General features: G+C 46.2%; 30 protein-coding genes and 2 tRNA genes. 23 read left to right on the top strand and 9 right to left on the bottom strand.

Translation table 11 applies throughout. The features are described from left to right. The first annotated feature begins 601 nt into the window (after positions 1-601). The 4 genes from thsB (at position 602) to nadC (ending at position 5698) form a co-directional block, all read left to right on the top strand. Positions 602-2245, top strand: a complete 1644-nt coding sequence (gene thsB / locus P8X24_RS03370; protein WP_372914055.1) for a thermosome subunit beta — start codon at positions 602-604, stop codon at positions 2243-2245. A gap of 177 nt (positions 2246-2422) precedes the next feature. Then, positions 2423-3817: an L-aspartate oxidase gene (locus P8X24_RS03365; RefSeq protein WP_372914054.1), complete on the top strand. Its 1395-nt coding sequence runs from the start codon at positions 2423-2425 to the stop codon at positions 3815-3817. 61 nt (positions 3818-3878) lie between these two features. Further along, positions 3879-4787: a quinolinate synthase NadA gene (nadA, locus tag P8X24_RS03360; RefSeq protein WP_372914053.1), complete on the top strand. Its 909-nt coding sequence runs from the start codon at positions 3879-3881 to the stop codon at positions 4785-4787. A gap of 77 nt (positions 4788-4864) precedes the next feature. Beyond that, positions 4865-5698, top strand: a complete 834-nt coding sequence (gene nadC, locus P8X24_RS03355) for a carboxylating nicotinate-nucleotide diphosphorylase (RefSeq protein ID WP_372914052.1) — start codon at positions 4865-4867, stop codon at positions 5696-5698. A 33-nt stretch (positions 5699-5731) separates the two neighbouring features. Here the strand turns inward: nadC and P8X24_RS03350 are convergent, their stop codons facing one another. The 7 genes from P8X24_RS03350 to P8X24_RS03320 form a co-directional block, all read right to left on the bottom strand. After that, positions 5732-6190 (bottom strand): hypothetical protein, encoded by a 459-nt coding sequence (locus P8X24_RS03350; RefSeq protein WP_372914051.1) that lies wholly within the window; start codon positions 6188-6190, stop codon positions 5732-5734. Next, the gene (locus P8X24_RS03345; RefSeq protein ID WP_372914050.1) at positions 6183-6800 is read right to left on the bottom strand and encodes a TIGR00296 family protein; all 618 of its coding nucleotides are present in this window, start codon (positions 6798-6800) and stop codon (positions 6183-6185) included. Before P8X24_RS03345 ends, P8X24_RS03350 begins: the two co-directional genes overlap by 8 nt. Beyond that, positions 6787-7353, bottom strand: a complete 567-nt coding sequence (locus tag P8X24_RS03340) for a hypothetical protein (protein ID WP_372818864.1) — start codon at positions 7351-7353, stop codon at positions 6787-6789. Before P8X24_RS03340 ends, P8X24_RS03345 begins: the two co-directional genes overlap by 14 nt. After that, positions 7350-7490, bottom strand: coding sequence for a hypothetical protein (locus tag P8X24_RS03335; RefSeq protein WP_372914049.1), 141 nt, complete (start codon positions 7488-7490; stop codon positions 7350-7352). The genes P8X24_RS03340 and P8X24_RS03335 overlap by 4 nt, the downstream gene beginning before the upstream one ends. Positions 7491-7685: 195 nt before the next feature. Beyond that, positions 7686-7763 (bottom strand) — tRNA-Pro (locus P8X24_RS03330). Between the two features lie 40 nt (positions 7764-7803). Then, positions 7804-8502: a nucleotidyltransferase domain-containing protein gene (locus P8X24_RS03325; RefSeq protein WP_372914048.1), complete on the bottom strand. Its 699-nt coding sequence runs from the start codon at positions 8500-8502 to the stop codon at positions 7804-7806. Between the two features lie 31 nt (positions 8503-8533). Beyond that, positions 8534-9118, bottom strand: a complete 585-nt coding sequence (locus tag P8X24_RS03320) for a hypothetical protein (RefSeq protein ID WP_372914047.1) — start codon at positions 9116-9118, stop codon at positions 8534-8536. A gap of 109 nt (positions 9119-9227) precedes the next feature. Between P8X24_RS03320 and P8X24_RS03315 the strand changes: the two genes are divergently transcribed. The 10 genes from P8X24_RS03315 to rpl12p all read left to right on the top strand — a co-directional run bounded on the left by P8X24_RS03315 (position 9228) and on the right by rpl12p (position 15342). After that, the gene (locus P8X24_RS03315; RefSeq protein WP_372914046.1) at positions 9228-10046 is read left to right on the top strand and encodes a D-aminoacyl-tRNA deacylase; all 819 of its coding nucleotides are present in this window, start codon (positions 9228-9230) and stop codon (positions 10044-10046) included. Positions 10047-10095: 49 nt separating this feature from the next. Beyond that, the gene (locus P8X24_RS03310) at positions 10096-10368 is read left to right on the top strand and encodes a hypothetical protein (protein ID WP_372914045.1); all 273 of its coding nucleotides are present in this window, start codon (positions 10096-10098) and stop codon (positions 10366-10368) included. A gap of 31 nt (positions 10369-10399) precedes the next feature. Further along, a complete protein-coding gene (locus tag P8X24_RS03305) occupies positions 10400-10816 on the top strand; it encodes a hypothetical protein (protein WP_372914044.1) in 417 nt (138 codons plus the stop codon). A gap of 66 nt (positions 10817-10882) precedes the next feature. Beyond that, on the top strand, positions 10883-12004 hold the full coding sequence (gene ftsZ / locus P8X24_RS03300) for a cell division protein FtsZ (protein WP_372914043.1): 1122 nt from the start codon (positions 10883-10885) through the stop codon (positions 12002-12004). A gap of 53 nt (positions 12005-12057) precedes the next feature. Then, complete coding sequence (locus tag P8X24_RS03295) at positions 12058-12243, top strand: protein translocase SEC61 complex subunit gamma (protein WP_372914042.1); 186 nt, start codon at positions 12058-12060, stop codon at positions 12241-12243. A 4-nt stretch (positions 12244-12247) separates the two neighbouring features. After that, the gene (locus P8X24_RS03290) at positions 12248-12706 is read left to right on the top strand and encodes a transcription elongation factor Spt5 (RefSeq protein WP_372914041.1); all 459 of its coding nucleotides are present in this window, start codon (positions 12248-12250) and stop codon (positions 12704-12706) included. 11 nt (positions 12707-12717) lie between these two features. Then, complete coding sequence (locus P8X24_RS03285) at positions 12718-13212, top strand: 50S ribosomal protein L11 (protein ID WP_372914040.1); 495 nt, start codon at positions 12718-12720, stop codon at positions 13210-13212. A gap of 78 nt (positions 13213-13290) precedes the next feature. Next, complete coding sequence (locus P8X24_RS03280) at positions 13291-13941, top strand: 50S ribosomal protein L1 (RefSeq protein WP_372914039.1); 651 nt, start codon at positions 13291-13293, stop codon at positions 13939-13941. A 5-nt stretch (positions 13942-13946) separates the two neighbouring features. Further along, positions 13947-14972, top strand: coding sequence for a 50S ribosomal protein L10 (locus P8X24_RS03275; RefSeq protein WP_372914038.1), 1026 nt, complete (start codon positions 13947-13949; stop codon positions 14970-14972). A 46-nt stretch (positions 14973-15018) separates the two neighbouring features. Further along, positions 15019-15342 carry a 50S ribosomal protein P1 gene (rpl12p, locus tag P8X24_RS03270; protein ID WP_068322814.1) on the top strand — a complete coding sequence of 108 codons (324 nt, stop codon included), beginning with the start codon at positions 15019-15021 and terminating at the stop codon, positions 15340-15342. A gap of 517 nt (positions 15343-15859) precedes the next feature. On the opposite strand, the gene dcd is transcribed toward rpl12p, so the two are convergent. Then, positions 15860-16333 carry a dCTP deaminase gene (gene dcd, locus P8X24_RS03265; RefSeq protein ID WP_372914037.1) on the bottom strand — a complete coding sequence of 158 codons (474 nt, stop codon included), beginning with the start codon at positions 16331-16333 and terminating at the stop codon, positions 15860-15862. Between the two features lie 47 nt (positions 16334-16380). On the opposite strand from dcd, the gene P8X24_RS03260 reads away from it, so the two are divergent. The 6 genes from P8X24_RS03260 to P8X24_RS03230 all read left to right on the top strand — a co-directional run bounded on the left by P8X24_RS03260 (position 16381) and on the right by P8X24_RS03230 (position 21130). Next, positions 16381-16457 (top strand) — tRNA-Arg (locus P8X24_RS03260). Between the two features lie 28 nt (positions 16458-16485). Continuing rightward, a complete protein-coding gene (locus tag P8X24_RS03255; protein ID WP_372914036.1) occupies positions 16486-17163 on the top strand; it encodes an HAD family hydrolase in 678 nt (225 codons plus the stop codon). A gap of 55 nt (positions 17164-17218) precedes the next feature. Next, entirely contained in the window at positions 17219-18565 is a 1347-nt protein-coding gene (gene gcvPA, locus P8X24_RS03250) for an aminomethyl-transferring glycine dehydrogenase subunit GcvPA (protein WP_372914035.1), read from the top strand. Then, positions 18565-18714 carry a hypothetical protein gene (locus P8X24_RS03245; protein ID WP_372914034.1) on the top strand — a complete coding sequence of 50 codons (150 nt, stop codon included), beginning with the start codon at positions 18565-18567 and terminating at the stop codon, positions 18712-18714. Before gcvPA ends, P8X24_RS03245 begins: the two co-directional genes overlap by 1 nt. Before the next feature lie 82 nt (positions 18715-18796). Further along, on the top strand, positions 18797-20305 hold the full coding sequence (gene gcvPB, locus P8X24_RS03240; RefSeq protein WP_372914032.1) for an aminomethyl-transferring glycine dehydrogenase subunit GcvPB: 1509 nt from the start codon (positions 18797-18799) through the stop codon (positions 20303-20305). Positions 20306-20530: 225 nt separating this feature from the next. Then, entirely contained in the window at positions 20531-21130 is a 600-nt protein-coding gene (locus tag P8X24_RS03230) for a phosphatase PAP2 family protein (RefSeq protein WP_372914031.1), read from the top strand. Here P8X24_RS03230 and P8X24_RS03225 read toward each other — a convergent pair. Beyond that, entirely contained in the window at positions 21098-21829 is a 732-nt protein-coding gene (locus P8X24_RS03225) for a DUF2334 domain-containing protein (RefSeq protein ID WP_372914030.1), read from the bottom strand. The genes P8X24_RS03230 and P8X24_RS03225 overlap by 33 nt on opposite strands. A gap of 62 nt (positions 21830-21891) precedes the next feature. Here P8X24_RS03225 and P8X24_RS03220 point away from each other — a divergent pair, with 62 nt between their 5' ends. From P8X24_RS03220 to P8X24_RS03210, 3 genes are read left to right on the top strand one after another with little or no spacing between them, the layout of a single operon-like run. Then, positions 21892-22773, top strand: a complete 882-nt coding sequence (locus tag P8X24_RS03220; protein ID WP_372914029.1) for an ABC transporter ATP-binding protein — start codon at positions 21892-21894, stop codon at positions 22771-22773. Then, the gene (locus P8X24_RS03215; RefSeq protein WP_372914028.1) at positions 22770-23948 is read left to right on the top strand and encodes an ABC transporter permease; all 1179 of its coding nucleotides are present in this window, start codon (positions 22770-22772) and stop codon (positions 23946-23948) included. The genes P8X24_RS03220 and P8X24_RS03215 overlap by 4 nt, the downstream gene beginning before the upstream one ends. A 21-nt stretch (positions 23949-23969) precedes the next feature. Then, positions 23970-24206, top strand: coding sequence for a ribbon-helix-helix protein, CopG family (locus P8X24_RS03210; protein WP_372914027.1), 237 nt, complete (start codon positions 23970-23972; stop codon positions 24204-24206). The last annotated feature ends 4 nt before the right edge of the window (positions 24207-24210 follow it).

Genomic DNA, 24210 nt, shown 5'->3' with positions numbered 1-24210 from the left:
GTTAGTTTCTTGTGCCGTTCTGGTTAGCCGTAATTTGCGTAAGGTTCGTAAATGTTGTTACGACTGACTTTCTACTCCCGTCTTCATCATGTGGCTTTCGGAGGGATTGTGACTTTTCATATCTTCGGTTAAAGTTCCATTCGGGCTTAAAACCCCACACACCGGGACTACTACACCCTAATAATAATTGCAAATAAGGCAAAGCCAGCAAACATCCCACTTCTCACTATCTATGGAACAGTCCATCATAGAAGAAGAATTAACAGGACACTCTAAGTTCGAGCACCCACAGTGTCACGCAAGATAAAACTCCACACGAACACGCAAAACCCACATGGAGAAGACCTCTCCCTTGTTAACCCTGTAGTGTGGTTTAATAGCGAATGTTAAAGTCCTAAGAATATGAGTCACAAAGTTAACTTACTATTATTTTCGCCAGCGGCTTCTTTACTGCTTCCGCTTCACAAGCTTTTTCCTGCTAGTTCCCCAACTCTAACCGAAAAGTTTATAAGCAACACTAAGGAACCTATGGATGGAAGATACAAGTGGTAACTAAAACTCCTGAAGGGATCAAAATAAAAAATAAGGGGGGTGGGCAGAAATGGCCCAGTTGGCAGGTCAACCAATTCTGATTTTGCCCGAAGGGACCCAGAGGTATGTTGGTAGAGATGCCCAGAGAATGAACATCCTTGCTGCAAGGATAATAGCTGAGACTGTTAGGACAACCCTCGGTCCAAAGGGTATGGACAAGATGCTCGTCGACAGCCTCGGAGACATCGTCATCACCAACGACGGTGCCACGATACTCGACGAGATGGACATCCAGCACCCCGCTGCTAAGATGATGGTTGAGGTCGCAAAGACCCAGGACAAGGAGGCTGGCGATGGAACAACAACTGCAGTTGTTATCGCTGGTGAGCTTCTCAGGAAGGCTGAGGAATTACTCGACCAGAACATTCACCCAAGCATAATCATCAAGGGTTACACCCTTGCGGCCCAGAAGGCCCAGGAAATCCTTGACAGCATAGCCAAAGAAGTTAAGCCTGACGATGAGGAGATCCTCCTTAAGGCTGCAATGACTGCAATCACAGGTAAGGCCGCTGAAGAGGAGAGGGAGTACCTCGCTAAGCTTGCGGTTGAAGCTGTCAAGCTGGTTGCCGAGGAGAAGGAAGGGAAGTTCAAAGTTGATATCGACAACATCAAGCTTGAGAAGAAGGAGGGTGGAAGCGTCAGAGACACCAGGCTCATCAGGGGTGTCGTCATCGACAAGGAGGTTGTCCACCCAGGAATGCCCAAGAGGGTTGAGAATGCCAAGATTGCTCTCATAAACGACGCTCTTGAGGTCAAGGAGACCGAGACCGATGCAGAGATAAGGATCACCAGCCCAGAACAGCTCCAGGCCTTCCTTGAGCAGGAAGAAAAGATGCTCAAGGAGATGGTCGACAAGATCAAGGAGGTTGGAGCTAACGTCGTCTTCGTTCAGAAGGGCATTGATGACCTTGCACAGCACTACCTAGCCAAGTACGGAATCCTCGCCGTCAGGAGAGTAAAGAAGAGCGATATGGAGAAGCTCGCTAAGGCTACCGGAGCTAAGATTGTCACCAACATTAGGGATCTCACACCTGAGGATCTAGGTGAGGCTGAGCTCGTCGAGGAGAGGAAGGTTGCCGGAGAGAACATGATCTTCGTCGAGGGCTGCAAGAACCCCAAGGCTGTGACAATACTCATCAGGGGTGGAACTGAGCACGTCGTCGACGAAGTCGAGAGGGCTCTCGAGGATGCCGTTAAGGTCGTTAAGGACATCCTCGAGGACGGCAAGATCATTGCCGGTGGAGGTGCAGCTGAGATCGAGCTCAGCATTAAGCTCGATGAGTACGCTAAGGAAGTCGGTGGCAAGGAGCAGCTTGCAATTGAGGCATTCGCTGAGGCTCTCAAGGTCATACCAAGGACTCTCGCAGAGAACGCTGGTCTTGACCCAATCGAGACCCTCGTGAAGGTCATTGCAGCACACAAGGAGAAGGGACCAACCATCGGAATTGACGTCTACGAGGGCGAGCCAGCAGACATGATGGAGAGGGGTGTCATTGAGCCAGTGAGAGTCAAGAAGCAGGCAATCAAGAGCGCCAGCGAGGCAGCGATAATGATCCTCAGAATCGATGATGTCATTGCTGCCCAGAAACTCGAGAAGGAGAAGGAAGGAGAGAAGGGCGGAGAGTCAGGAACCGAGACAGAGTCTGAGTTCTGAGGCCTCTTCTTAATTCTTTCAAACTTTCCTAAATTTATATTTAACAAATTCTCTTGGAGATTTTTGTTATATATCCATAAATGGGCACTTCAATGTTCTTTAGAGTAGGGCTTCTAAGGGCTCCTGGGATGACGAAAGTTGTATAAGCCCCATTCAAACTTCTATTTGGGACGGAGGATGAAAGTCGCTGTAATCGGCGGGGGTTTGGCTGGATTAACTGCTTCAATATCCTTGGCGAGGAGAGGCCTTGATGTAACAGTTGTAGGCCCAAAATCAAAGGATTCAAATTCCTATTTAGCTCAGGCTGGAATAGCCTTTCCGATACTCGAAGGCGATTCTCCGTATTCCCACGTCCTCGATACTATAAGGGCGGGCAAGTATTTGAATGATGAAGTTGCAGTCTGGAGTGTTATCTCTAAGGCTCCTGAGGCTCATGACTTTCTAACTTCCCTTGGAGTTACGTTTACAGGGAATGAACTTGAGGGAGGACATTCCTACCCCAGAGTGTTTACGATAAAAAGCGAGACCGGAAAGCACATAATCCCGGTTCTTGAAAAGCACGCTAAGGAGCTGGGTGTGAACTTTGTGAGGAAGTTTGCTGAGGAAGTGGGAATTAGAAATAAGAAAGTGGCAGGAGTGTTTGTTGAAGGAGAGTTGCTGAAGTTTGATGCAGTCGTCATAGCAACTGGTGGATTTTCGGGTCTCTATAGATTCACTGCTGGAGTTCAATCTAATCTGGGTCTTCTGATAGGCGATGTTGCGATGAAAGGCATCCCTCTGAGGGATGTTGAGTTTGTGCAGTTCCATCCAACAGGCTTCGTTGGGAGGAGGACTTATCTAATAAGCGAGGCCGTGAGAGGAGCTGGAGCTAAGCTTGTAACCGGTGACGGCGAGAGGTTTGTTAATGAACTTGAAACTAGGGACATAGTTGCAAGGGCAATCTACTTAAAAATGCTTGAAGGTAAGGGTGTTTTCTTGGACGCAACGGGAATAGATGACTTTAAGGAGAGGTTCCCCTACATATATTCATTTTTAAGAAAGGAGGGTATAGACCCCAAGAAAGATCCAATTCCCATAACACCAGTTGCCCACTACACAATGGGTGGAATAAGCGTCGACATATTTTACAGGACGAGGATAAGAGGTCTGTACGCTATAGGAGAAGCTGCGTGTAATGGTTTTCACGGAGCCAATAGACTTGCTAGCAACTCCCTTCTGGAGTGCATAGTTTCTGGACTGGAAGTTGCTAGGACTATATTGAGGGAGAGACCCACAAGGGAGGTAAGTGATGCTCCCTACAGGGGTTATGAGCTCGGGGATATTGATTCCTTAAGGGCCTTGATGTGGGATCATGCTGGGATAGTTAGGGATTCTGATAGCTTAAGGGAAGGTCTTAAGAAGCTTGAGAGCATTGAGGCTGATCCTAGACTGAAGTTGCTTGCTAGAGCAGTTCTAAAGTGTGCCTTAAAAAGAGAGGAGAGTAGAGGGGCCCATTACAGAAGAGACCACCCCATGATGAGGGAAGAGTTCAGGAGACCAAGCTTTTACTTCGAAAATGAGTGTTCCTTATAATTGTTCATGAATTGCCAGCAAGGTTTTAATGTGGGACATTGACATTAACTTCGGTGAGTTTATGAACCTGAAGGAGCTAATGGAAGAAGTTGAGAGGTTAAAAAGGGAGAGAAACGCCGTAATTCTTGCTCACAACTATCAGCTGCCTGAAGTGCAGGATGTTGCGGACTTCGTCGGGGACAGCTTGGAACTGGCAAGGAAAGCAACAAAGGTTAATGCTGATGTAATAGTGTTTGCCGGGGTAGACTTTATGGCGGAAACCGCGAAGATACTGAATCCAGACAAGACGGTTCTGATTCCAACTAGAAAGGCAACATGTGCGATGGCAAACATGCTTAAGGTTAGGCACATACTTGAGGCTAAAGAGAAGTATCCCAACGCCCCGGTAGTTTTGTACGTTAACAGTACCGCCGAGGCTAAAGCTTACGCCGACGTTACAGTTACCTCAGCTAACGCGGTGGAGATAGTGAGCAAGCTAGATTCTGACGTTGTTATATTTGGGCCCGATAAAAACTTGGCCCACTACGTCGCCAAGGTTACGGGTAAGAAGATCATACCAGTTCCTCCGAATGGCCACTGCTACGTTCACCAAAAGTTTACCGTTAAAGACGTCGAGAGGGCCAAGAAACTTCATCCGAATGCCAAGCTGATGGTTCATCCCGAGTGCACCCCGGAAGTTCAGGAGAGGGCCGACATAATAGTCTCAACAGGTGGGATGATAAAGAGGGCCTGTGAGCATGACGAGTGGGTCGTCTTTACCGAGAGGGAGATGGTCTATAGGCTGAAGAAGCTTTATCCGGAGAAGAAGTTCTATCCTGCCAGGACAGATGCGGTCTGCATCGGGATGAAGGCGATAACCCTAAGGCACGTTTACGAGTCATTGAGGGACATGAAGTTCGAAGTCACTGTTCCAGAGGATATAGCTGAAAAGGCAAGAAGGGCCATAGAGAGGATGCTTGAGATGAGTTAACTCCCTGAGACTTCAACTTTTTAAATAATGAAAAATGTGATAAGCTTCCCTACTAGAGCCAAACACTGGGTGATATCATGATCCCTCTCTCGTACCTCCTGAAATTCCTTGAGGAAGATGCTCCTTATGGTGATGTTACAAGTGAAGCAGTAATTCCAGAGAATATGAGTGCTAAGGCAGTAATTATTGCAAAACAAGCTGGGACTATAGCTGGCGTCGAGGAGGCCAAAGCTCTGTTTGAGTACTTCGGTGTTAAGGTTTCTGTGAAGAGGAAGGATGGTGAAGAAGTAAAGGAAGGGGATGTGATCCTAGAACTTGAGGGCAATGCTAGGGCCATACTTCTGGTTGAGAGGACGGCCCTCAATATAATGGGTAGGATGAGTGGAATAGCCACTGAAACTAGGAGGTTGGTTGAGAAAGTAAGAAAGGTCAACCCCAAGGTAAAAGTCGCTGGAACTAGAAAAAGTCTTCTTAGGCCTTTGGATAAGAAGGCAATAATGATTGGGGGAGGAGAACCTCACAGGTTTTCTCTTAGTGATGCGATACTAATAAAGGATAACCATCTGGCCTTAGTTCCACTTGACGAGGCTATAAAGAGAGCCAAATCCTTCAGCGTTTACAAAATAGTTGAGGTAGAGGTCGAGAGCTTAAACGATGCGGTTAGAGCGGCAGAGCTAGGAGCTGACATTGTAATGCTTGACAACATGAAACCCCAGGAAATAGAGAAGGTAATTGAAGAGTTGAAGAGAAGAGGGCTGAGAGATAGGATTAAGATAGAGGTTTCTGGTGGAATAACACCCGAAAATATTGAGGAGTACGCTAAGCTTGATATCGATGTTATAAGCCTTGGCTACCTGACTCATTCAGTCAAGAACTTTGATGTTAGCTTAGAAATCGTCGAGGCTTTTTGACAATTATTTTTATACTCTTCTTTTGAGGTAAAATTATTCAACGGCTACCCACTGGGTCGTTAATGCACAAATGAATGCTGGTATCATTAGGAAAGTTATAGCCAGCACGGCAATTATTTTTGGAATTCTCTCGGTGCTCCTAAGGGACATCACCCCAATAAGGGAAATCAAGGCCCACGTAGTGAACACTATTGGAAGTAAAGGTGTCTCTGGATACTTTACTTTGGCTACTACCACTATAGAACCCACTAGACCAAGGGAAAAGTACGCATAACCGAAAAGCCTGCCCTTTTTAGGTTCAGGCGTCTGGAGGTAGTATAGGGATATCGCTCCGAGTGAGAAATATCCTAGAACTAGGAATGGAAGAAGCAAACTAAGTTGGAGAGCATCTGGAATAATTGCGGAGAACATTACAGCGGGGAGACCACAAAAAGCTGAGGTAATAAGGGCTTGAGCTATAAAGCATCCAATGGAGATGTAGGCCCTAGACAAGAGGCTTCCTCCTTATTGGCCCTCTTGGGAATTCCTCTTCAAATATCTCTGCTGTGAACTTATACACCTTTGTGTCTGGATCGAGCCAGCAGTCTGGGGGCAGTCCTGCCTTCCAGCACGTTTCGGCTAGGAACTCCTCCTCATCCCAGCCCCATTCCACAGGAACTTGAGGTAATAGTAGGCCGGAGTACATGCCTTTCTCCACTATTAGGCCGTCCCTTCCAACCTTTATCTTTTTGGGCCTCTCATGGGGTGGGCCCTCTATCAGCTCTGGTGGAGTTAGAACGCTGACCTCAACGATAAGGTTGTCCATCTCCTCCAACTTCACGGGAGGAAACCTGGGATCATCTACAGCTGCATAAATTGCGGCTTTTATCGTGGCCTTAACAAGGGGATATATTGGTAGGGGAAAGCCTATGCATCCCCTCAGGGCTGCTTGGTGGGGAACTCCATGCCTATTCAATGTAACGAAGACCCCCATCTTTTCCCACAGCTCTGGTGGAGTGTCCTCTGGAGGTTCTATCTCTCTTCCAGTTTTGAGGTATTCCTCTATTGCCCTACGAGCGAGTCTGACGAGGAATTTACCCCACTCATCTTTAATCCTGTACATCGCAACACCTCAGTAGCTCTATTACCTCCTCTACCTTATTAACTTCCCTACCCAGAATTTTCTGGATTTCACTCTTATTCTCACCAAGATCTCCTGATTTAAGGTTGTACAGGAAGAGGTTTGTTATGTCTATTGCTAGAATATCGTTACCCAGGGGGAGCAAATCTAGGGCTGGAGATGGAAAAACTGGGATTATAGTAGTTTCTTCTCCCTTAACGTCCTTTATATAGTTGTACAGCTCTCTGAGCTCCTTTTCATGTTCTTCCCAGGTATCTATAACTTCAAGTATAACGTCCGGATCTCTGAGGTTTATCGCAATGTCAAAATCCACTAAAATTGACCTTGGCAAGTTTTTGGCAAGCTCATACAGCTTTTCTGCATCTTCCTTCCTTAACTTTGTTGCAATGGCCGAGCACGTAATGTCTCCTTCAATGTCAGATACCTCGAGCACTACGAACAATGAGTGGTCGGTGTCGAGTATGTAGTAGTAAGTAAAGTCTCCACGCATCCCATAGTAGAGGGTTTGACTAAATTCTTCGTAGATAAGTCTCATTCCAACTCTCTCCTTTCAATTTCTTCAAGTATATTTTCTCTTGCAACCCTCCTTAATATTACTTCGGGATGGAGATATCTGCAGGATCTTCCAAAAATTTTCCTGGGATCGTAGCCCCTCTTTATTAGTTTACCCATGTTAGTAATAGTAGAATTTCTGCCATGACATCTTATACTTGGCCTCGAGTCTATTGAGAGGAGAGTATTCTCCTTTAATAGAAGGGTCTCCTTTTCTGTTTCCTGACATTATATTATAATTGCATCGTTATTATGTACCATTATACCTCTGGGGAGAGCCCGGGATCCGAGGATAAGCCTCCCGAAGAACTATTCTGGTGGGGCCGCCGGGATTTGAACCCGGGTCACGGGCTCCCGAAGCCCGCAGGATGGGCCAAGCTACCCTACGGCCCCAGTCGGGAGAAACCTTTTCCATTAGGATTATAAACTTTTCTCATAGGCTCTCCCTAACCCTCCTTCTTATGTTGGGATCTCTGTCCGCAAGCTCCTTTAAGAACTCTTCAAAGCTCTTCCAGTCTGGGACTTCTTCATCTAAATATATTCCAGTTCTTCCTATTCTGTCCCTTCTCGTGAGAACCTTAACCCTCTCTTCCACGATATCTATGCTAACCCCAAGGATTTTAGCGACCTCGGGCTCCCTCCCTACTACCTCCCTTTCTATATGGCCCTTTTCCGTGGGAATTATCAAAATCAGCTTTTTGTTTACCCCAGGAACTCTCTGCTTGGTCTTCACTCCCCACAAATCCAGCATTCCTCCCCACTTGTAAAATTCGAGCTCTCTGTCGGTTGGATCTACTAGAAAAAATGTGATCGTTGTCTCTTCATCTATCTCTATATGTCCCTTAATTAAGTGCCATGGAGTAGCCATCACTATCCTTCTCCTCTGGATTAGATCACCCAAGGCCAGCTCTATCATGTAGCTTGGCACCCGGTAGGGAATGACGATATCTATATCGCTGTCCTTTCTAACGTCTCCCCTTGCAACACTACCGTAAACGTGGGGATCAAAATCCTTCAATAACTCCATTATCTTAAGGGCCTTCTCCCTTTTCTTCCATAGAATCTTCCACCTTTTCGGAGTGTAAATTACTTCCCTCTCGTCCCAGACCCTAACCACCTTTTCCCTGGGCATCGGAGGTTATAGAACGAAAGAATTAATAAGTCTAAGGGAAGTCTTTCAGGTCTGCCCGTATCCTCTCCGTGACTTTATCTAATGGGTCAACGTTGGCTAACTTTCCGACCCTAATGGTCAAGTCTAAGCACACAAGATGAAGGGTTCCAGACTCTTGCAACTCTTTCTCATAATACTCCTTCACCTTAATCATGTTCTTGCACACGTTTTTCTTGTACTCCCTCATGAACTTGATCATAGGTTTAGCGTTCCCATTAGCTGAGTAGTAAATTACCCCATCAACCCTGACTATCTTCTTCAGCAGTGTAAAATTTGCCTCGACCCTGGGGAAGTAGGCTATTATTATAGATCCGTTGACTTTGGAAGTGGCATTTTCTAGAAACTCTGCATCTGGAAACTTTTCCTTCATTAAGTCCTCTAGCCTGGTTTTTAGGGGTTCTTCAGCGACTATCCAAATGTAAGTCCTGTTTTGGGGCTTTTGAAATAGCACAGGCGTGTAGCTTTCTTGGCCAAGATTGTATTCGTAGCGAACCTCCGTCGCGTTTATTATCGCGATACCTCCAAGTATCACTATACTTATTACTACAAAAATCAAGATAAATACCTTAACTCTCATGGTTAGAAAGATAACACGTGAGCAATAAAAATCTTTCGATCTAGCGGTCGTTTAGAGGCTAGAAATATATATTTAAGCAGTTGGAGGGAGGGGAAAAGGGTGGGTTCTAATGAAAGTGATAATGACGACTAAAATCGACAAGGCTTCTATGAATATAAAGGAAAAGCTAATCGAGAATTTCGGATTTAAGGAGGTTGAAGGTTCTTTTAACGGTAATCCGATATACAAGAAGGGGGACATAATTATACTAACGACGAATGATGAAATGATATATTATGACTACCTTGACAGGGAAATTGAGAAGCAACTAGGCTTTAGACCTGAGGTTATAGCCTTTGCATCGAGACATTCAAGCAAGCAGAAGCTCCCCGCATTAACTACTCACATTACCGGGAACTGGGGCAAGGCCATGTACGGGGGAAAAGATGAGAGCTTTGCTGTAGCATTGCCCACGGCAATGAAGCTTGCTCTTCTGAAGATGAATGAGCTAAACGATCTCGGCTGGACAGTTTGTTATGAGGCTACCCATCACGGTCCTAGTGAGCTTGATGTTCCAAGTTTCTTCATAGAGATAGGGTCAAGTGAGGAAGAGTGGATCAACGATAGGGCCGGGGAGATTATTGCTGAAACGGTAATTTATGTCCTGGAGAATTATCAAAAGGAGAAGTTTAAGGTTGCTCTTGGTGTAGGGGGAGGGCATTATGCTCCCAAGCAGACCAAGAGGGCTTTGGAAACTGACATTGCTTTTGGCCATATACTCCCGAAGTACGCCCAGCCTGTCCCTAAAGAGGTAATGCTAAAGGCTCTTAACAGATTCGCAGAGAAAGTTGAGGCAATATACGTTGATTGGAAAGGTAGTAGGGGCGAGACGAGGCAATTAGCGAGGTCTTTGGCCCAGGAACTTGGTTTAGAATTTATTAAAGATTAAACGCAAAAACTTAATTTACCTGCATATTCCTATTTAACTATGATGCATCATGACAGATATAATGTTAATGGTAGATGATAGGAAAGTTGTAGTTGCGAAGGGCAAGATGTCTGAGACTTTGGCCGAATTTGAAGTAGACGAGCTTGCGGAGTTGCTTCAGTACAGGTATGCGACACCTTGGAATCATGGCAAGGATATCCTGGAGAAGCTACTCTACATTTTGGAGGATATCCTTTACCTATACTCTAGGAACCCTAAGCTATCTAAAGAGGAAGTGGTTAGGGATGTTAAGCTGAGAATTCATGCAAAGGTTAATAAGTAGTGATATTTTCCTAAGAGTTTGGTGACAGAAAGTGCCGATACTGGGGCACAACATCATCAGGATAGAAATAGAAAAACTGACAATGGCTGGTGGAAAAGTGGAGGTATCTATAAACCCAAAGATAGAGGAACTGAGATTAGGGGAACTTCAGTTACCTACAGGAAGGGTGAAGGGGATAGAGGTAGTTGTTGACTACAGGATTAATTACTCTCCCGAAATTGCTAAGGTTTCAGTGAAACTCCTTGTGTTTTACGTTCCACGGGTTAAGGAGGATATAGACAAAATACTGGACGAGTGGGAAGAAAAGAAGCAGCTTCCTGGGGAATTGGTGGCTGAGGTCGTGAACTTCACAACTTCTGAACTGATGCCTCTTATGATGTCGATTTCCAAAGAGATGAGAATACCCTATCCAATTCCACTTCCTAGGGTTGTCGTTAGACAGGAGTGAAGTTTATATATTTCTTCCCTCCAAATCCTCTCTTAGACTTTAGTCATCGTTGAGGAGGGTTGAGGCATGCTGAAGCTTGTAGAGAACGTTGTCGAAAAGGTGGCTAACGAGGAAAATAAGGTTCAAGAAGTTCAAGTTCCTCAGTCAAGTGTTGATGAGGAGCTTAAAAAGATAGTAGAGCAAATTAAGGCTAGAATTTATGTCGTAGGTGTTGGTGGGGCTGGGGGCAATACCGTTAATAGAATGATGGAAGTTGGCGTCACTGGGGCTAAGATAATAGCCGTAAACACCGATGCTCAGGATCTTCTAAAGATTAAGGCTCATCAGAAGATTCTCATTGGTAAGGAACTCACTAAAGGATTAGGAGCAGGTAACGATCCAAAGATCGGTGAGGAAGCAGCTAAAGAAAGTGAGAGAGATATCCGAGAGGCCTTGGAAGGGGCGGATATGGTTTTCATCACCTGCGGCCTTGGTGGCGGAACTGGAACTGGGGCTGCGCCAGTGATAGCCGAGATGGCAAAGAAGATGGGGGCTCTAACGGTTTCAGTAGTTACCTTGCCGTTTACAATGGAGGGTATTAGGAGGGCAAAGAACGCTGAGTACGGCCTTAAGAGACTAGCCAAGAACTCAGATACAGTGATAGTTATTCCCAACGATAAGTTGCTCGAAGTCGCCCCCAAGCTACCAATTCAGATGGCCTTCAAGGTTGCAGATGAAATACTTGTGCAGGCCGTTAAGGGAATCACCGAGCTAATAACTAAGCCTGGCCTTGTTAACCTCGACTTCAACGATGTGAGAGCAGTCATGAAGGATGGAGGAGTTGCAATGATTGGCATCGGTGAGAGCGACAGCGAGAAGAGAGCCTTAGAGGCTGCTGAACAGGCCCTGAACAGCCCACTTCTAGATGTTGATATAAGTGGTGCCAAGGGAGCATTGATTAGCATAAGCGGTGCCGATGTCAAGCTTGAGGAGGCTCAGCAGATAATCGAGTACGTCACTAGGAACGTAGATCCGAAGGCTCAGGTTATTTGGGGAATCCAGCTTGAGCCAGAGCTCGAAAAGACAATTAGGGTTATGATAATAGTTACAGGTGTTACCTCTAGGTACGTAACTATGCAAGAGGAAACCCCTGTAACTTCGGAGGAGGAAGAAACTAGGAAAGTTACCATTAGCATCCCTGAACTTTAAGCCTTTTCTTAAAGTTTTTAAATTATTTACCTATCAAGTGGTGGGGATAAGGAATGGCAACGTTTCAAGAGAAGCTCAGAGAGTTCTGGAAGGAGTCAAAGAGAGTCTTCCTCGTAACTAAAAAGCCAAGATGGGATGAGTACAAAAAGGCAGCAAAGATAACGGGCCTTGGAATCATTCTAATAGGGCTAATTGGCATGCTTATAAGAATCGTGGGAATCCTCGCTCTTGGAGGTTGAGGGAATGGGCGGGAAGATATTCGCGGTTAGGGTAACTCAGGGGCAAGAGGAGAACACTGCGAGGTTAATTTATAGTAAGGTTAGGACGTATAATCTTCCAATCTATGCTATCCTTACTCCATCTAAAGTTAAAGGATATATATTTATTGAAGCTCCCAATAAGAGCGCGGTTGATGAGGCTATTAGGGGAATAAGGCATGCTAGGGGTGTTCTTCCTGGGGAGATTCCTTTCAGTGAGATAGAACACTTCCTTGAGGAGAAGCCTGCCGTTAGCGGTCTCGAGCCCGGAGATATCGTTGAGCTGATCTCAGGCCCATTCAAGGGTGAAAAGGCTAAGGTCGTTAGGGTCGACGAGGCCAAGGATGAGATCGTCGTTGAGCTTATAGGAGCAATAGTTCCCATTCCCGTTACCGTTAGGGGAGAATACGTTAGGCTTATAAGCAAGCGTCAGAAGGAGGAGTGAGGTGAGAAGGAATGCCAAAGCAGGTTGTTGAAGTCCTCGTCGAGGGAGGTAAGGCAACTCCTGGTCCTCCACTTGGTCCCGCCATAGGTCCTCTCGGCTTAAACGTTAAGCAGGTAGTTGACAAGATCAACGAGGCGACCAAGGACTTCGCGGGGATGCAGGTTCCGGTGAAGATCATAGTTGACCCAGTGACTAAGCAGTTCGAAATTGAGGTCGGTGTTCCACCCACGAGCCAGCTCATAAAGAAAGAGCTTGGCCTCGAGAAGGGGAGCGGTGAACCTAAGCATAATATCGTTGGTAACCTAACCATGGAGCAAGTAATCAAGATCGCCAAGATGAAGAAGGATCAGATGCTCGCTCTAACCCTAAAGGCGGCAGCTAAGGAAGTCATTGGGACAGCATTGAGCATGGGAGTAACAGTTGAGGGCAAAGACCCCAGGGTTGTTCAGAAAGAGATTGATGAAGGAGTTTACGACGAGCTTTTTGAGAAGGCTGAAAAAGAGTAAGGATAAAAAAATTTAAAAATATCCCTTTTTACCTCCACTTGATTTTTAATTAAAAAACCTAAAGGAGGGAGGGCTCTAATGCCCTTTGACAGGCAGAAAATCGTGGAAGCGGTGAAGGAGGCTAAAGCCCGGGCCAAGCCGCGTAACTTCACACAGAGTGTCGAGGTGGCAGTGAACCTCAAGGATATTGACCTAAAACGTCCCGAGAATAGGTTTAAGCTCGAGGTCGTCCTTCCCCATGGAAGAGGGAAGGATGTAAAGATCGCGGTCATCGCTGACGGTGCAGTTGCTGAAGCGGCGAGGAGGCTCGGGCTTGATGTTATTAGTAGTGCCGAGTTAGAGGAGATAGCCCAAAGCCCGAGGCAGGCGAGAAAGTTAGCTAAGAAGTACGACTTCTTCATAGCTGAGGCACCGTTAATGCCCAAGATTGGTAGGTACCTTGGTAGGTACCTTGGTCCTAGGAACAAGATGCCTGTAGTTGTCCCACCAACGATGACCAACCTAGAGCCGATAATCAACAAGCTAAAGAAGACAGTTAGGATTCAGCTCAAGAACAATCCAGTGGTTCATGCTCCCGTTGGCACTGAAAAAATGGGCGATGAAGAATTAGCTGAGAACATCGAGGCAGTGCTCAACGCTATAATTGGAAAGCTTGAGAGGGGAGAGAGCCAGATAAGGTCAGTGTACGTTAAGACAACGATGGGCCCAGCTGTGAGGATTGAGGGGTGAGGGAGATGGCCCATGTTGCTGAGTGGAAGAAAAAGGAAGTAGAAGAGCTCGCTAACTTGATCAAGAGCTACCCAGTAGTAGCCTTAGTTGACGTTTCAAGCATGCCTGCTTATCCACTCTCACAGATGAGGAGACTAATTAGAGAGAACGAGGGCTTGCTTAGGGTTTCAAGGAACACGCTTATTGAGTTAGCTATAAAGAAGGCTGCCCAGGAGCTTGGAAAGCCAGAGCTTGAGAAGTTAATTGACTACATTCAGGGCGGAGCTGGAATTCTAGTTACAAAGATGAACCCCTTTAAGCTCTACAAGTTCCTCCAGCAGAACAGGCAACCAGCTCCAGCAAAGCCTGGGGTGAAGGTTCCCAAAGACGTTGTGATACCTGCAGGTCCTACTCCCCTTGCCCCTGGGCCAATAGTTGGTCAAATGCAGGCCATGGGAATTCCAGCAAGAATCGAAAGGGGTAAGGTAACAATACAGAAGGATACAACAGTTCTAAAAGCTGGAGAAGTTATAACCCCCGAGCTCGCCAACATACTCAACGCTCTTGGAGTCCAGCCTCTTGAAGTAGGTCTTGACCTTCTAGCTGCGTACGAGGATGGGATCATATATACGCCAGAAGTTCTAGCGATTGATGAGCAGGAGTACATCAACATGCTCCAGCAGGCTTACATGCACGCATTCAACCTGGCAGTAAACGTTGCGTATCCAACACCTGAGACAATTGAGGCAATTCTCCAGAAGGCATTCCTTAACGCCAAGGCCGTTGCGGTTGAGGCGGGTTACGTTACGAAGGAGACAATCAACGATATCCTTGGCAAGGCCTTTAGGGCTATGCTATTGCTTGCCCAACAGTTACCTGAAGACTTACTAGATGAAAAGACCAAAGAACTTTTAAGTGCCCAGGCTCAAGTTGCCGTTGCACAACAGGTAGAGGAGAAGAAGGAAGAGGAGAAAGTTGAAGAGAAAGAAGAAGAGGAAGAGGAAGCCTCCGAAGAGGAGGCTCTTGCTGGATTAAGTGCCCTGTTTGGATGATTTCACGCGTATTCAATGAATAAAGCTGATCGGGAGGTGTAAAGAGATGGAGTATGTGTATGCTGCTCTGCTCCTCCACAGTGTTGGAAAGGAGATAAATGAGGAGAACCTTAAGGCTGTCCTTCAGGCTGCTGGAGTTACACCAGATGAGGCTAGGATAAAGGCCCTCGTTGCTGCTCTTGAGGGAGTTAACATCGACGAGGTCATAGAGAAGGCTGCAATGCCCGTTGCAGTTGCCGCTGCTCCAGCAGCAGCTCCAGCAGAGGCCGGCGAAGAGAAGAAGGAAGAGGAGAAGAAGGAGGAAGAGGAGAAAGAGGAAGAAGTCTCAGAAGAGGAGGCCCTTGCAGGCCTCAGCGCTCTCTTCGGATGAATTTCTTTCTTTCAAATTTTTCTATTCTAATTCCGCAATCCTTACTTTTTAATAAAGTTGGAGTGGATAAAATTGACAAGTCTCAGAATTAAGGAATTTCTTGCTTTTATTATAATTTGAAGATGTATCCCTTTCAGGAGTTGTTAGAAGGGGAGAAAGAAGAATTCTGTCATCATTAGAGAATTGAATTCTGAAGGAGTGTTGACACATATTTGACCCGATATATAGGTTTTGAAACAGTTTGTAAGAAATTAGAAGATCTCGGAGTTAAAGTGCATCATCTAGCAATGATAGTTCCTAATCCAAAAGAAGGGAATTTTCGAATTTAATATCAAGAGCAAATCAAGCTTTACTCATAGGGAGCTCTCAGGTGAGGGCGTTAAGATTACCTACTGCCATATGAGTCCAAATTATAAATTTGAAGAAATAAAGAAGCATCTTTCGGCCGTTTACATTGACTACTTTACTCATGATGTAGAAGATGTGATGTAGAAGATGCCCTCAAAAAGTTTTGGAATTATTTGGAAAGCCTTCTCTTTGAGAGAACTATTCTTCTACTTCCTTGATAGTTTCCCCTATATGGATTCTTAGCTGGTTCCTCCAGTCTTATGAAGGCTATTTGGACAAATCTCTCACCATAGTTGAGTTTTACTGGTTCATTTGAGGCGTTATAGAGCATTAGCGTTAGGTTTCCATCCCATCCTGGGTCTACCCAAGCAAAGGAACCAAGAATCCCTTCCCTGGCGAGGCTGCTTCTAATTTTCATGTCTCCCATCACGTCGTCTGGGAGCTTAATCCTCTCCAATGTGAGAACTAAGGCGTATTCCTTTGGTGGAATTACAACCTTGCCCTCTTCTTCCACGTTAATGAGCTTTCCCTTCACATAGGCCTCTTTACCAACTCTGAGGTCATAGCCTGCTGGTTGAAGAGATTCCTCTGAGAAGGGGTCGATAAGTATTTCTTTCCTTATTTTCCAGTCTGGGAGGAGCATTTTACCACCGCAAGCTTTATTACTCAATTATTTTTAAAGCCTTCTGGGGGCCCGTGGCCTAGCAGGATAGGGCGCCGGCCTTCGGAGCCGGAGATCCCGGGTTCAAATCCCGGCGGGCCCGCCATTTCCAGGTGCATTAGAGGGGAAGCCTAATGATAGTAGCCTTCGACTTTGACGGAACACTAGTTGACAGCTACTCCTGCATTGAGGAGGCGTTTTATAGAGCTCTAAAAAGGGTCTATCCTAGGCTCCCAGGGAAGAAAAGAATAGCTAAGTTGCTCACAAAAGTAGAGGAACAGTTTGAAAGGCCTAAATTCGGAAAGAGTGCTCGAAGGATTAAGGCCCCGAACATCTTCAGGGGAAAGTTTGCTAGGGCGTGGTTCGAGGAGAGGGCTAAGCTTACCAAGCCCTTAGACGGGGCAAGGGAAGTTCTTCAAGAGTTAAAAAAGAGGGGTCATATAGTTATCTCTTTTTCAGCTGAAGATTTTATCCCAGGAATAAAAGAGTACAGGCTCAAGCAGAGTGACCTTTACGAGCTCTTTGACGATGTTATAATTTTTGGCCACAAGTACAGTTTGTGCGAAGCCTTTTTCATGGTTAGGGAGAAGTATGGGCAAGATGAGATATTCGTGTGGGTTGATGACAAGCCTTGGCGCTTCATAGGGCGAGGAGATGAAAGGACAGAGTACGTTTGGATGTACTTTCCCTATACCGCAAGGTTCGTAACTGACGATATTTTGGCATTAATTCCTCACCTTCACGTTATTCACGACTTGTGGAGCCTTCTTGATGTGGTAGAAAGGCTTGAAAGAGAATTGAAACTTCGATAAGGAATTTGGGAAAAGATATATATTTCATGGATGTTAAATCCTTTGGGGGATCACAATGGCAAAGCACTACATCCCCAATTCTGCCCATAAAGACGAGATGCTTAAGGAGATTGGCTTTTCATCTATAGAAGACCTTTTTGCAGACGTCCCTAAAGGCTTCATAAAGGAGTTCAATCTCCCAGAGGGCAAGAGTGAGTACGAAGTGTTCTTAGAGATGAACGAAATCCTGGGGAAGAACAAAACCGTCCTAGAGATGCCATCGTTCCTGGGGGCTGGAACGTACTTCCACTACATACCTGCCCACGTGAAATATCTAATTGAAAGGAGCGAATTCCTAACCTCCTATACTCCCTATCAAGCGGAGATAAGTCAGGGAATGCTCCAAGCCCTGTTTGAATATCAAAGCTTAATAGCTGAGCTCGTCGGACTTCCAGTGGTTAACTCTTCAATGTACGACTGGGGAAGTGCAATGGCTGAAGCTGCTTTAATGACGGTGAGGCTCCATAGGGGCAGGAGGAAGAAGTTTGTCGTTCCAAAGCACACCCACCCGGAGAGGATGCAGGTTTTAAAGACCTATGGCAAGGGTCCAGGAGTTGAAGTTGTAACGGTTAACTGGAACGAGAGGGGACAGGTCGACTTGGAGGACCTAAAGGAGAAGGTTAAGGATGCTGCAGGAGTGTACATTGAGATGCCGAACTTCTTTGGCCTACTTGAAGAAGAGATACAAGCCGTTGGGGAAATAGCTCACGATGCAGGGGCTTACTTCGTAGTTGGCGTTGATCCAACTATTCTCGGAATAGTCGAGGCTCCAGGAGAGCTTGGGGCAGATATAGTTGTTGGTGAAGCCTCTTACTTTGGAAACCCAATGAACTTTGGCGGACCCAGGGCGGGAATATTCGCGGTCAAGAACGATCCTAAGCTGATTAGGCAGATGCCTGGCAGAGTAATAGGGATGACCAAGGATGCAGAGGGGAAGAGGGCCTTTGTAATGACATTACAAACGAGGGAGCAACACATAAGGAGGGCTAAGGCTACGTCAAATATTTGTTCCAACGAGGCGTTGGTTGCAGTTGCAGCAGCGATCCACATAGCGACTCTTGGGCCGAGGGGGATCAGGGAGCTCGGCGAGGTCATATTAAAGAACACTGCCTACCTGAAGAAGAGGCTTAAGGAAGTTGCCGAGTTACCCTTCGATGGTGTGAACTTCAAGGATGTTCTGGTTCGCTTCGAGAAGCCCTACAAGGAGATCCACGAGCACCTCTTGAGCAAAAACATCCACGGGGGCTACTATGTGAAACCTCACTTCCCGGAGCTTGGGGAGGTAGCTCTCTTCGCGGCCACTGAAACGACGAGGAAGGAATGGGTAGACGCTTTAATCGAGGCTCTCAGGGAGGTGGTTTAGTGCCCATTGAAGCAGTATATGAAAAGGAGAATTTCATAGAGGCGAGTTTTGGGAAAATCAAGAAAAAGATCCACTTCAGGGATCTGGAGGAGATGTACTATGAGTACATCCTTGAAAGAACGAGCTCTAATGCGATCTCCTCTAAATGATGATTTAATTTATGCTACTGCTCTAAATGGGGATTTGGATGTTGGATTGGTCGAGATAATTAAGCTAGAGGAGGAATGAAAAATGTTCCGCCAAGCAAAGTGGGAGGAGCCCCTCATCTTTGAGCTCTCCCATCCTGGGAGAGTTGGCTACACTCTGCCAAAGCCAATTGAAGAGGTTGAAGTTGAAATTCCCGAGAAACTCAAGAGGAAGAGTCCCCTAAATCTGCCTGAGGTTAGCGAGCCTGAGGTTGTTAAGCACTACACAAGGTTGAGCGAGATGAATTACGGCGTTGACTCCGGCATCTATCCTCTTGGATCATGTACCATGAAGTACAATCCAAAGATAAATGAGGAGTTAGCGAACCATCCAAAGGTCAGCTTCATTCACCCATATCAGGATGAGAGGACCGTCCAAGGAGCCCTTAAGATAATGTGGGAGCTCGAGCAGTGGCTTAAGGAAATAACTGGAATGGACCGTTTCACCCTCCAGCCAGCTGCGGGTGCAAATGGAGAGTTCACCGGTGTAATGATTATCAAGGCCTACCACTTGGACAGGGGAGAGACCCAGAGAACCGAAATGCTCGTTCCAGATTCAGCCCACGGAACTAATCCCGCTTCAGCTGCAATGGCTGGATTTAAGGTCATTGAGATCCCCTCCAATGAAAACGGAACAGTTGACCTTGAGGCACTAGAGAATGCCGTCAGCGAGAGAACCGCGGGTTTAATGCTCACGAACCCTAACACCTTGGGAATATTTGAAGACGAAATATTGGAGATTGCGAAGATAGTTCACAAGGCTGGAGGCCTGCTTTATTACGATGGAGCAAACTTGAACGCAGTCCTTGGTAAGATAAGGCCCGGTGATATGGGCTTTGACATAGTTCACTTGAACCTCCACAAGACGTTTTCAACGCCTCACGGCGGTGGCGGTCCTGGAGCAGGGCCAGTTGGAGTTAAGGACTTCCTGAAGGACTACCTGCCAGTTCCTCTAGTTAGCTATGACGAGGAGAACGATCGTTACTACCTCGACTACAACGTTCCAAAGAGCATAGGAAAGGTGAAGGAGCTGTTCGGAAACTTTGCAGTGTTAGTTAGGGCTTTAACGTACCTCAAGATCATGGGCAGGGAGGGGCTCAGAGAGGTAAGTGAAGTTGCCGTGCTTAATGCGAATTACCTTACCCGGAAGCTTAAGGGGACTAGAGGTTATGAGCTGCCCTACAAGGAGCTGAGGAAGCATGAAGTGGTCTTCTCAGCTGAGCCAATGAAGAAGGAGACGGGAGTTAAGGCTTTGGACGTAGCAAAGAGGTTGCTGGACTTTGGAATGCATGCCCCAACGATATACTTCCCACTCATAGTGCATGAGGCATTAATGATAGAGCCTACCGAGAGTGTAACTAAAGAGGAGCTTGATGCGTACGTTGAGGCCCTTAAGAGGATAAGCGAAGAAGCCTACACCAATCCAGAGATCGTTAAGTCAGCTCCACACAACACCGCCGTTAGAAGGGTTGATGATGTCTTGGCTGTTAAGAAGCCGATAATTACCTGGAGAATGTACAGGGAGCTGAAGGAGAAGGGAGAAGTGGATTACTGAGTCAGGCAGTGCCGATCTCATCACGGCTCAGACCGGTAAACGCTCATCATCCCCAACCTTTTTAACTCTCCCATTTTATATTTTTCTTCCGAAAACCTCGCCCTTCAGGGCGGAGCGGGTCACTTAGCTTTGGCCCATGATGACCGTTAGCCACTCTGATCGGTGATGAGAAGAGGGTTAGCTGAGCTCAAAAACATTTTTATTTCTTCACACGCCCTTACATCCATGAGGAAAATCTTGGTAAGCTCATTTCTCTTGGCCTTAATTTTTATCCTCCAGGTCCTTGGCCTATTGAAGGGAATCAATGAGAGGATTGACCTTCTATTACCCTCCCCAAATCTCGGGGTGCTCACGATCTTAACGGTCTTGGGTGGTAACCTATTCTTTTTCGCCTTTGCCCTCTTTGCCATCTATCTGGACGTTAAGGAGTATGGGAAGCTCTCTAAGGAGACTCTTGTCTTTCTTCTTTCCGCATTTTTGGGCTTGGCAATTGTTGGAATCCTAAAGGTTGCACTAAATGAGCCCAGGCCCAGGGGATATGGAGGGTTTTCCTTCCCTTCTGGACACGCATTCAGGGGAGGAATTATAGCTACGTACTCATCCAATCGCTGGAAAAAGGCTAGGATTATTGTATGGGCATACGCCATTGGCGTTGCTTTTACGAGGCTCCTCCTCCACGTTCACTGGTTTAGCGATGTCCTCTTTAGTTTACTACTAGCTCCATGGATCTATAACGTGGTAAAGGTAACCCAGGACACTTGGCTTCCGCTTTACAGGAAAATAGTAAGGAAATTAGGAATTAACTTTCTGGACATTAAGCTTTAGCCACTCAAGGAATTTCCTTAAGAACTCCATTCCGCATCCGTGGTTCACGGCCTTTGGATGTATTGAGAGCATAAAGTTATCTGAGTGGAGCCTGTAATCTAATTTTGCAATGAAGAGCCTAATTCCGAGGCTCCAGTTACTTGCGTACCACGTGTACTCCCTATTTGCAATTTTGGCACAGCTTCCGTTTGGATAGTAAATTTTATCCTTCAGGATGACCGTGAAGTTGTTCTTTAGGAGAACCTTGAGGGCGTCCTGGGATATGGAGTACTGGGGAGGGATGAATACCCTCTCAAAGGTTATGTTTGCCTTGTGCATCTCCTCAATTGCCTCCTCTATTTTAATCTCTGCAACCGAAGAATTGCAGTTGAACTCATCCCTTGAATGGGTGTAACCGTGAATTCCAACCTTAAAGCCTTCTTTCTCCAGCTCCCGTATTAGCTTAGTAAAGTTTCCATCCTTGCTTATCGGGTGGTTGCCTGCATGGTTCGGTATTATAAAAAGCATGGTTGAGTTTTGGTAGCCGAGATCTTTCAATAGCTCGGCTATCTCCCGAACGTTTGAGGTGTACACAGGGCTAACGTCGTGAACTAGAACCATGAAGCCTCCTGTATACCTCGTTTGGCAGGGGGAATAGGTAAGCTCAATGAGGAATGTAATTAAGAGTCCGGTGAGTATTAATAGGATAACTTTTCTCATGCTCTCACTCTGTATTCCAGAACTTCCTCACCCCTTTTAAGCCTCGGGTTTAACTAACTAACATGTACGCTATAGAAGTTGCCAATCTAGTAAAAAGATATGGAGACTTTGAAGCTCTCAAAGGAGTAACACTCAGGATAAAGGAAAATGAGATTTTTGCTCTCCTTGGTCCCAATGGTGCCGGGAAAACAACGCTCCTCAGGATAATCGCTGAGGGTCTTTCCTATGATTCTGGCGAAGTCAAAGTATTTGGAAGGAAACTTTCGCGAGAAGCTTTGAGATTTATTGGCTACGTTCCCCAGGAAGATATACTTTACAACCTCCTAACAGTCGAGGAGAACCTCCAGTTTTACGCTGATTTATTCGACGCGCCGGCCGAGAGAATTGATGATTTAATTGAGAGATTTAGTCTGCCGAGGAAGAAGAAGGTTAGGGAACTGAGCGGGGGATTCAGGAAGAGACTCAGCATTGCAGTAACGCTCCTCCATGATCCGAGGATAATAATACTCGACGAGCCTTCCACAGGTTTGGATGTTCCCTCGAGGAGGGAGCTTTGGAGGATAATAAGGGAGCTGAAGGAGGAGGGCAAAACAATAATTCTGGCCACTCATTACATGGAGGAAGCTGAGGCTCTTTCCGATAGGGTCGCCATAATGAATGAGGGCAGAGTCATTGCTGTCGGCACGGTTGAAGAGCTTAAAAGGCTGGCCGGTCAGTCCAGCATACTTCACATTGAGGGAACCATAGTGAGAGCTGAGAACCTCGGTAGCAACGTTCTGGTGAAGGAAAACTATGTTAGAATACCTGTGGAGGATCCCAGGAAGGAGTTGCCTAGGATTATAGATGTTCTCCTAAAAAGCGGGAGTGAAATCAGGCTTGTGCGGGTGGAGGAGCCCACGTTGGAGGATGTTTTTCTGAAGCTCACTGGGAGGGGGCTGGAATGAAGTTTAGGGCGGTAAAGGGGATATTCATCAAGGAAGTAAAGGAGTTCTCTCGAGAGAAAATGGCGATATTTTGGGTCTTTATATTCCCCATTCTTTGGCTACTGATCCTTGGGGGAATATGGGGAAATGAAAATCCAACGCTGAACGTTAAGGTCGGCTACTATTCTCGGGAAAATGTCTCTTGGATAATTCACGCTATAGAGAGCGTTGAGGTAAACGGGGAGAGGATGTTCACGATTTACCACTATTCAAGCTGGGAAGATGGAATTAACGCTTTGAAGAAGGGAAAGATAGATGCTTTTTTGGTGTTCCCCAATGGCTTTACCGTAAACTTGACGAAGGGATATCCTACCTATGTTGAGGTGTACTACGATAAAAGCGATCCTCAAACTTATCAGATCGTGAAGGGTGCTATAACCGGCTTCTTCACGGAATTGAGCTCAAGACTTCAGGAGGAGAGGCTTAATATGGTGGGGAAGTACGTCCCCAGGAACGCCCTCCCATATATTCTTGGCTTCGCTAAGCCGGTAACCCTCGAGGAGAAGACAGTTGAGGGGACAAAGGTAACTCCAATGGAATTCTACGTTACAAGCTTTATAGGAATTCAGTTCCTCTTCGCCACGATGCTCATGATGTCTTCTTCAGTCTTAGAGGAAATCGAGAAGGGAACTCTCAGGAGGATAGCTTCTTCTCCAGCTTCGCCCTGGGACTTTTTGATTGGTAAGATGAGTGCAACGTTCGCGATAATCTTGGTTAGCATCTTTACGGGCCTTGCGTTTGCCTTTCTAGCCTTCCATGTTAGGTTCTTTCCTTCTCCTTTGGGTTGGGTTGTAATAGTCCTTGCCTCGATATTCTCGATGTCCTTGGGGTTGGCTATAGGCATGCTCACGGGGAGTATAAAGACAACTAATGCCGTTGTGAATTTAATATCGATGCCTCTCCTGTTCTTCGCTGCCGTCGTCGTTCCAGAGTCTTTACTCCCTTCCTGGGCGAGGCCAATAGCTAAGTACTTCCCCCTGGGGGCGGCTTTAAAGGCACTGAGGAAGCTTGAAATTTACCACTTGGGTTTGAGCGGGGTTAGGGTAGAGCTGTTGATAGTCACCCTGGGGGCATTAATGATGCTTGCCGTTGCACTCTTTAGCTACAGGTGGAGGATAAGGAGACTTAGCGCTTAGTGTTTATGGGTGGTGGAGAAGATGAGCAGGAAGGTGCAAATAGAGGTTGATGAGGATTTATACAACATGTTACGCATTATTGCGCTGAAAAAGAAAGTGTCGCTAGAGGAGATCATAAAAGAGGCATTGGAAAACTACGTTGAATTAGAAAACAGGAGAATTAGAGGGGAGGTAAAAGAAAGATTCCATTTGGAAGATAATTGGGAAAGGAACGCTGGATCAAGATGCGAGTCAAGACGAAGCTTGGGGACTCGCTGAGTGG

It is taken from the genome of Pyrococcus kukulkanii (assembly GCF_041647995.1).
Taxonomy (GTDB): Archaea; Methanobacteriota_B; Thermococci; order Thermococcales; family Thermococcaceae; genus Pyrococcus.
The sequence above is the reverse complement of the archived record's forward strand: the minus strand, read 5'-3'. Positions and strand labels throughout refer to the sequence as shown.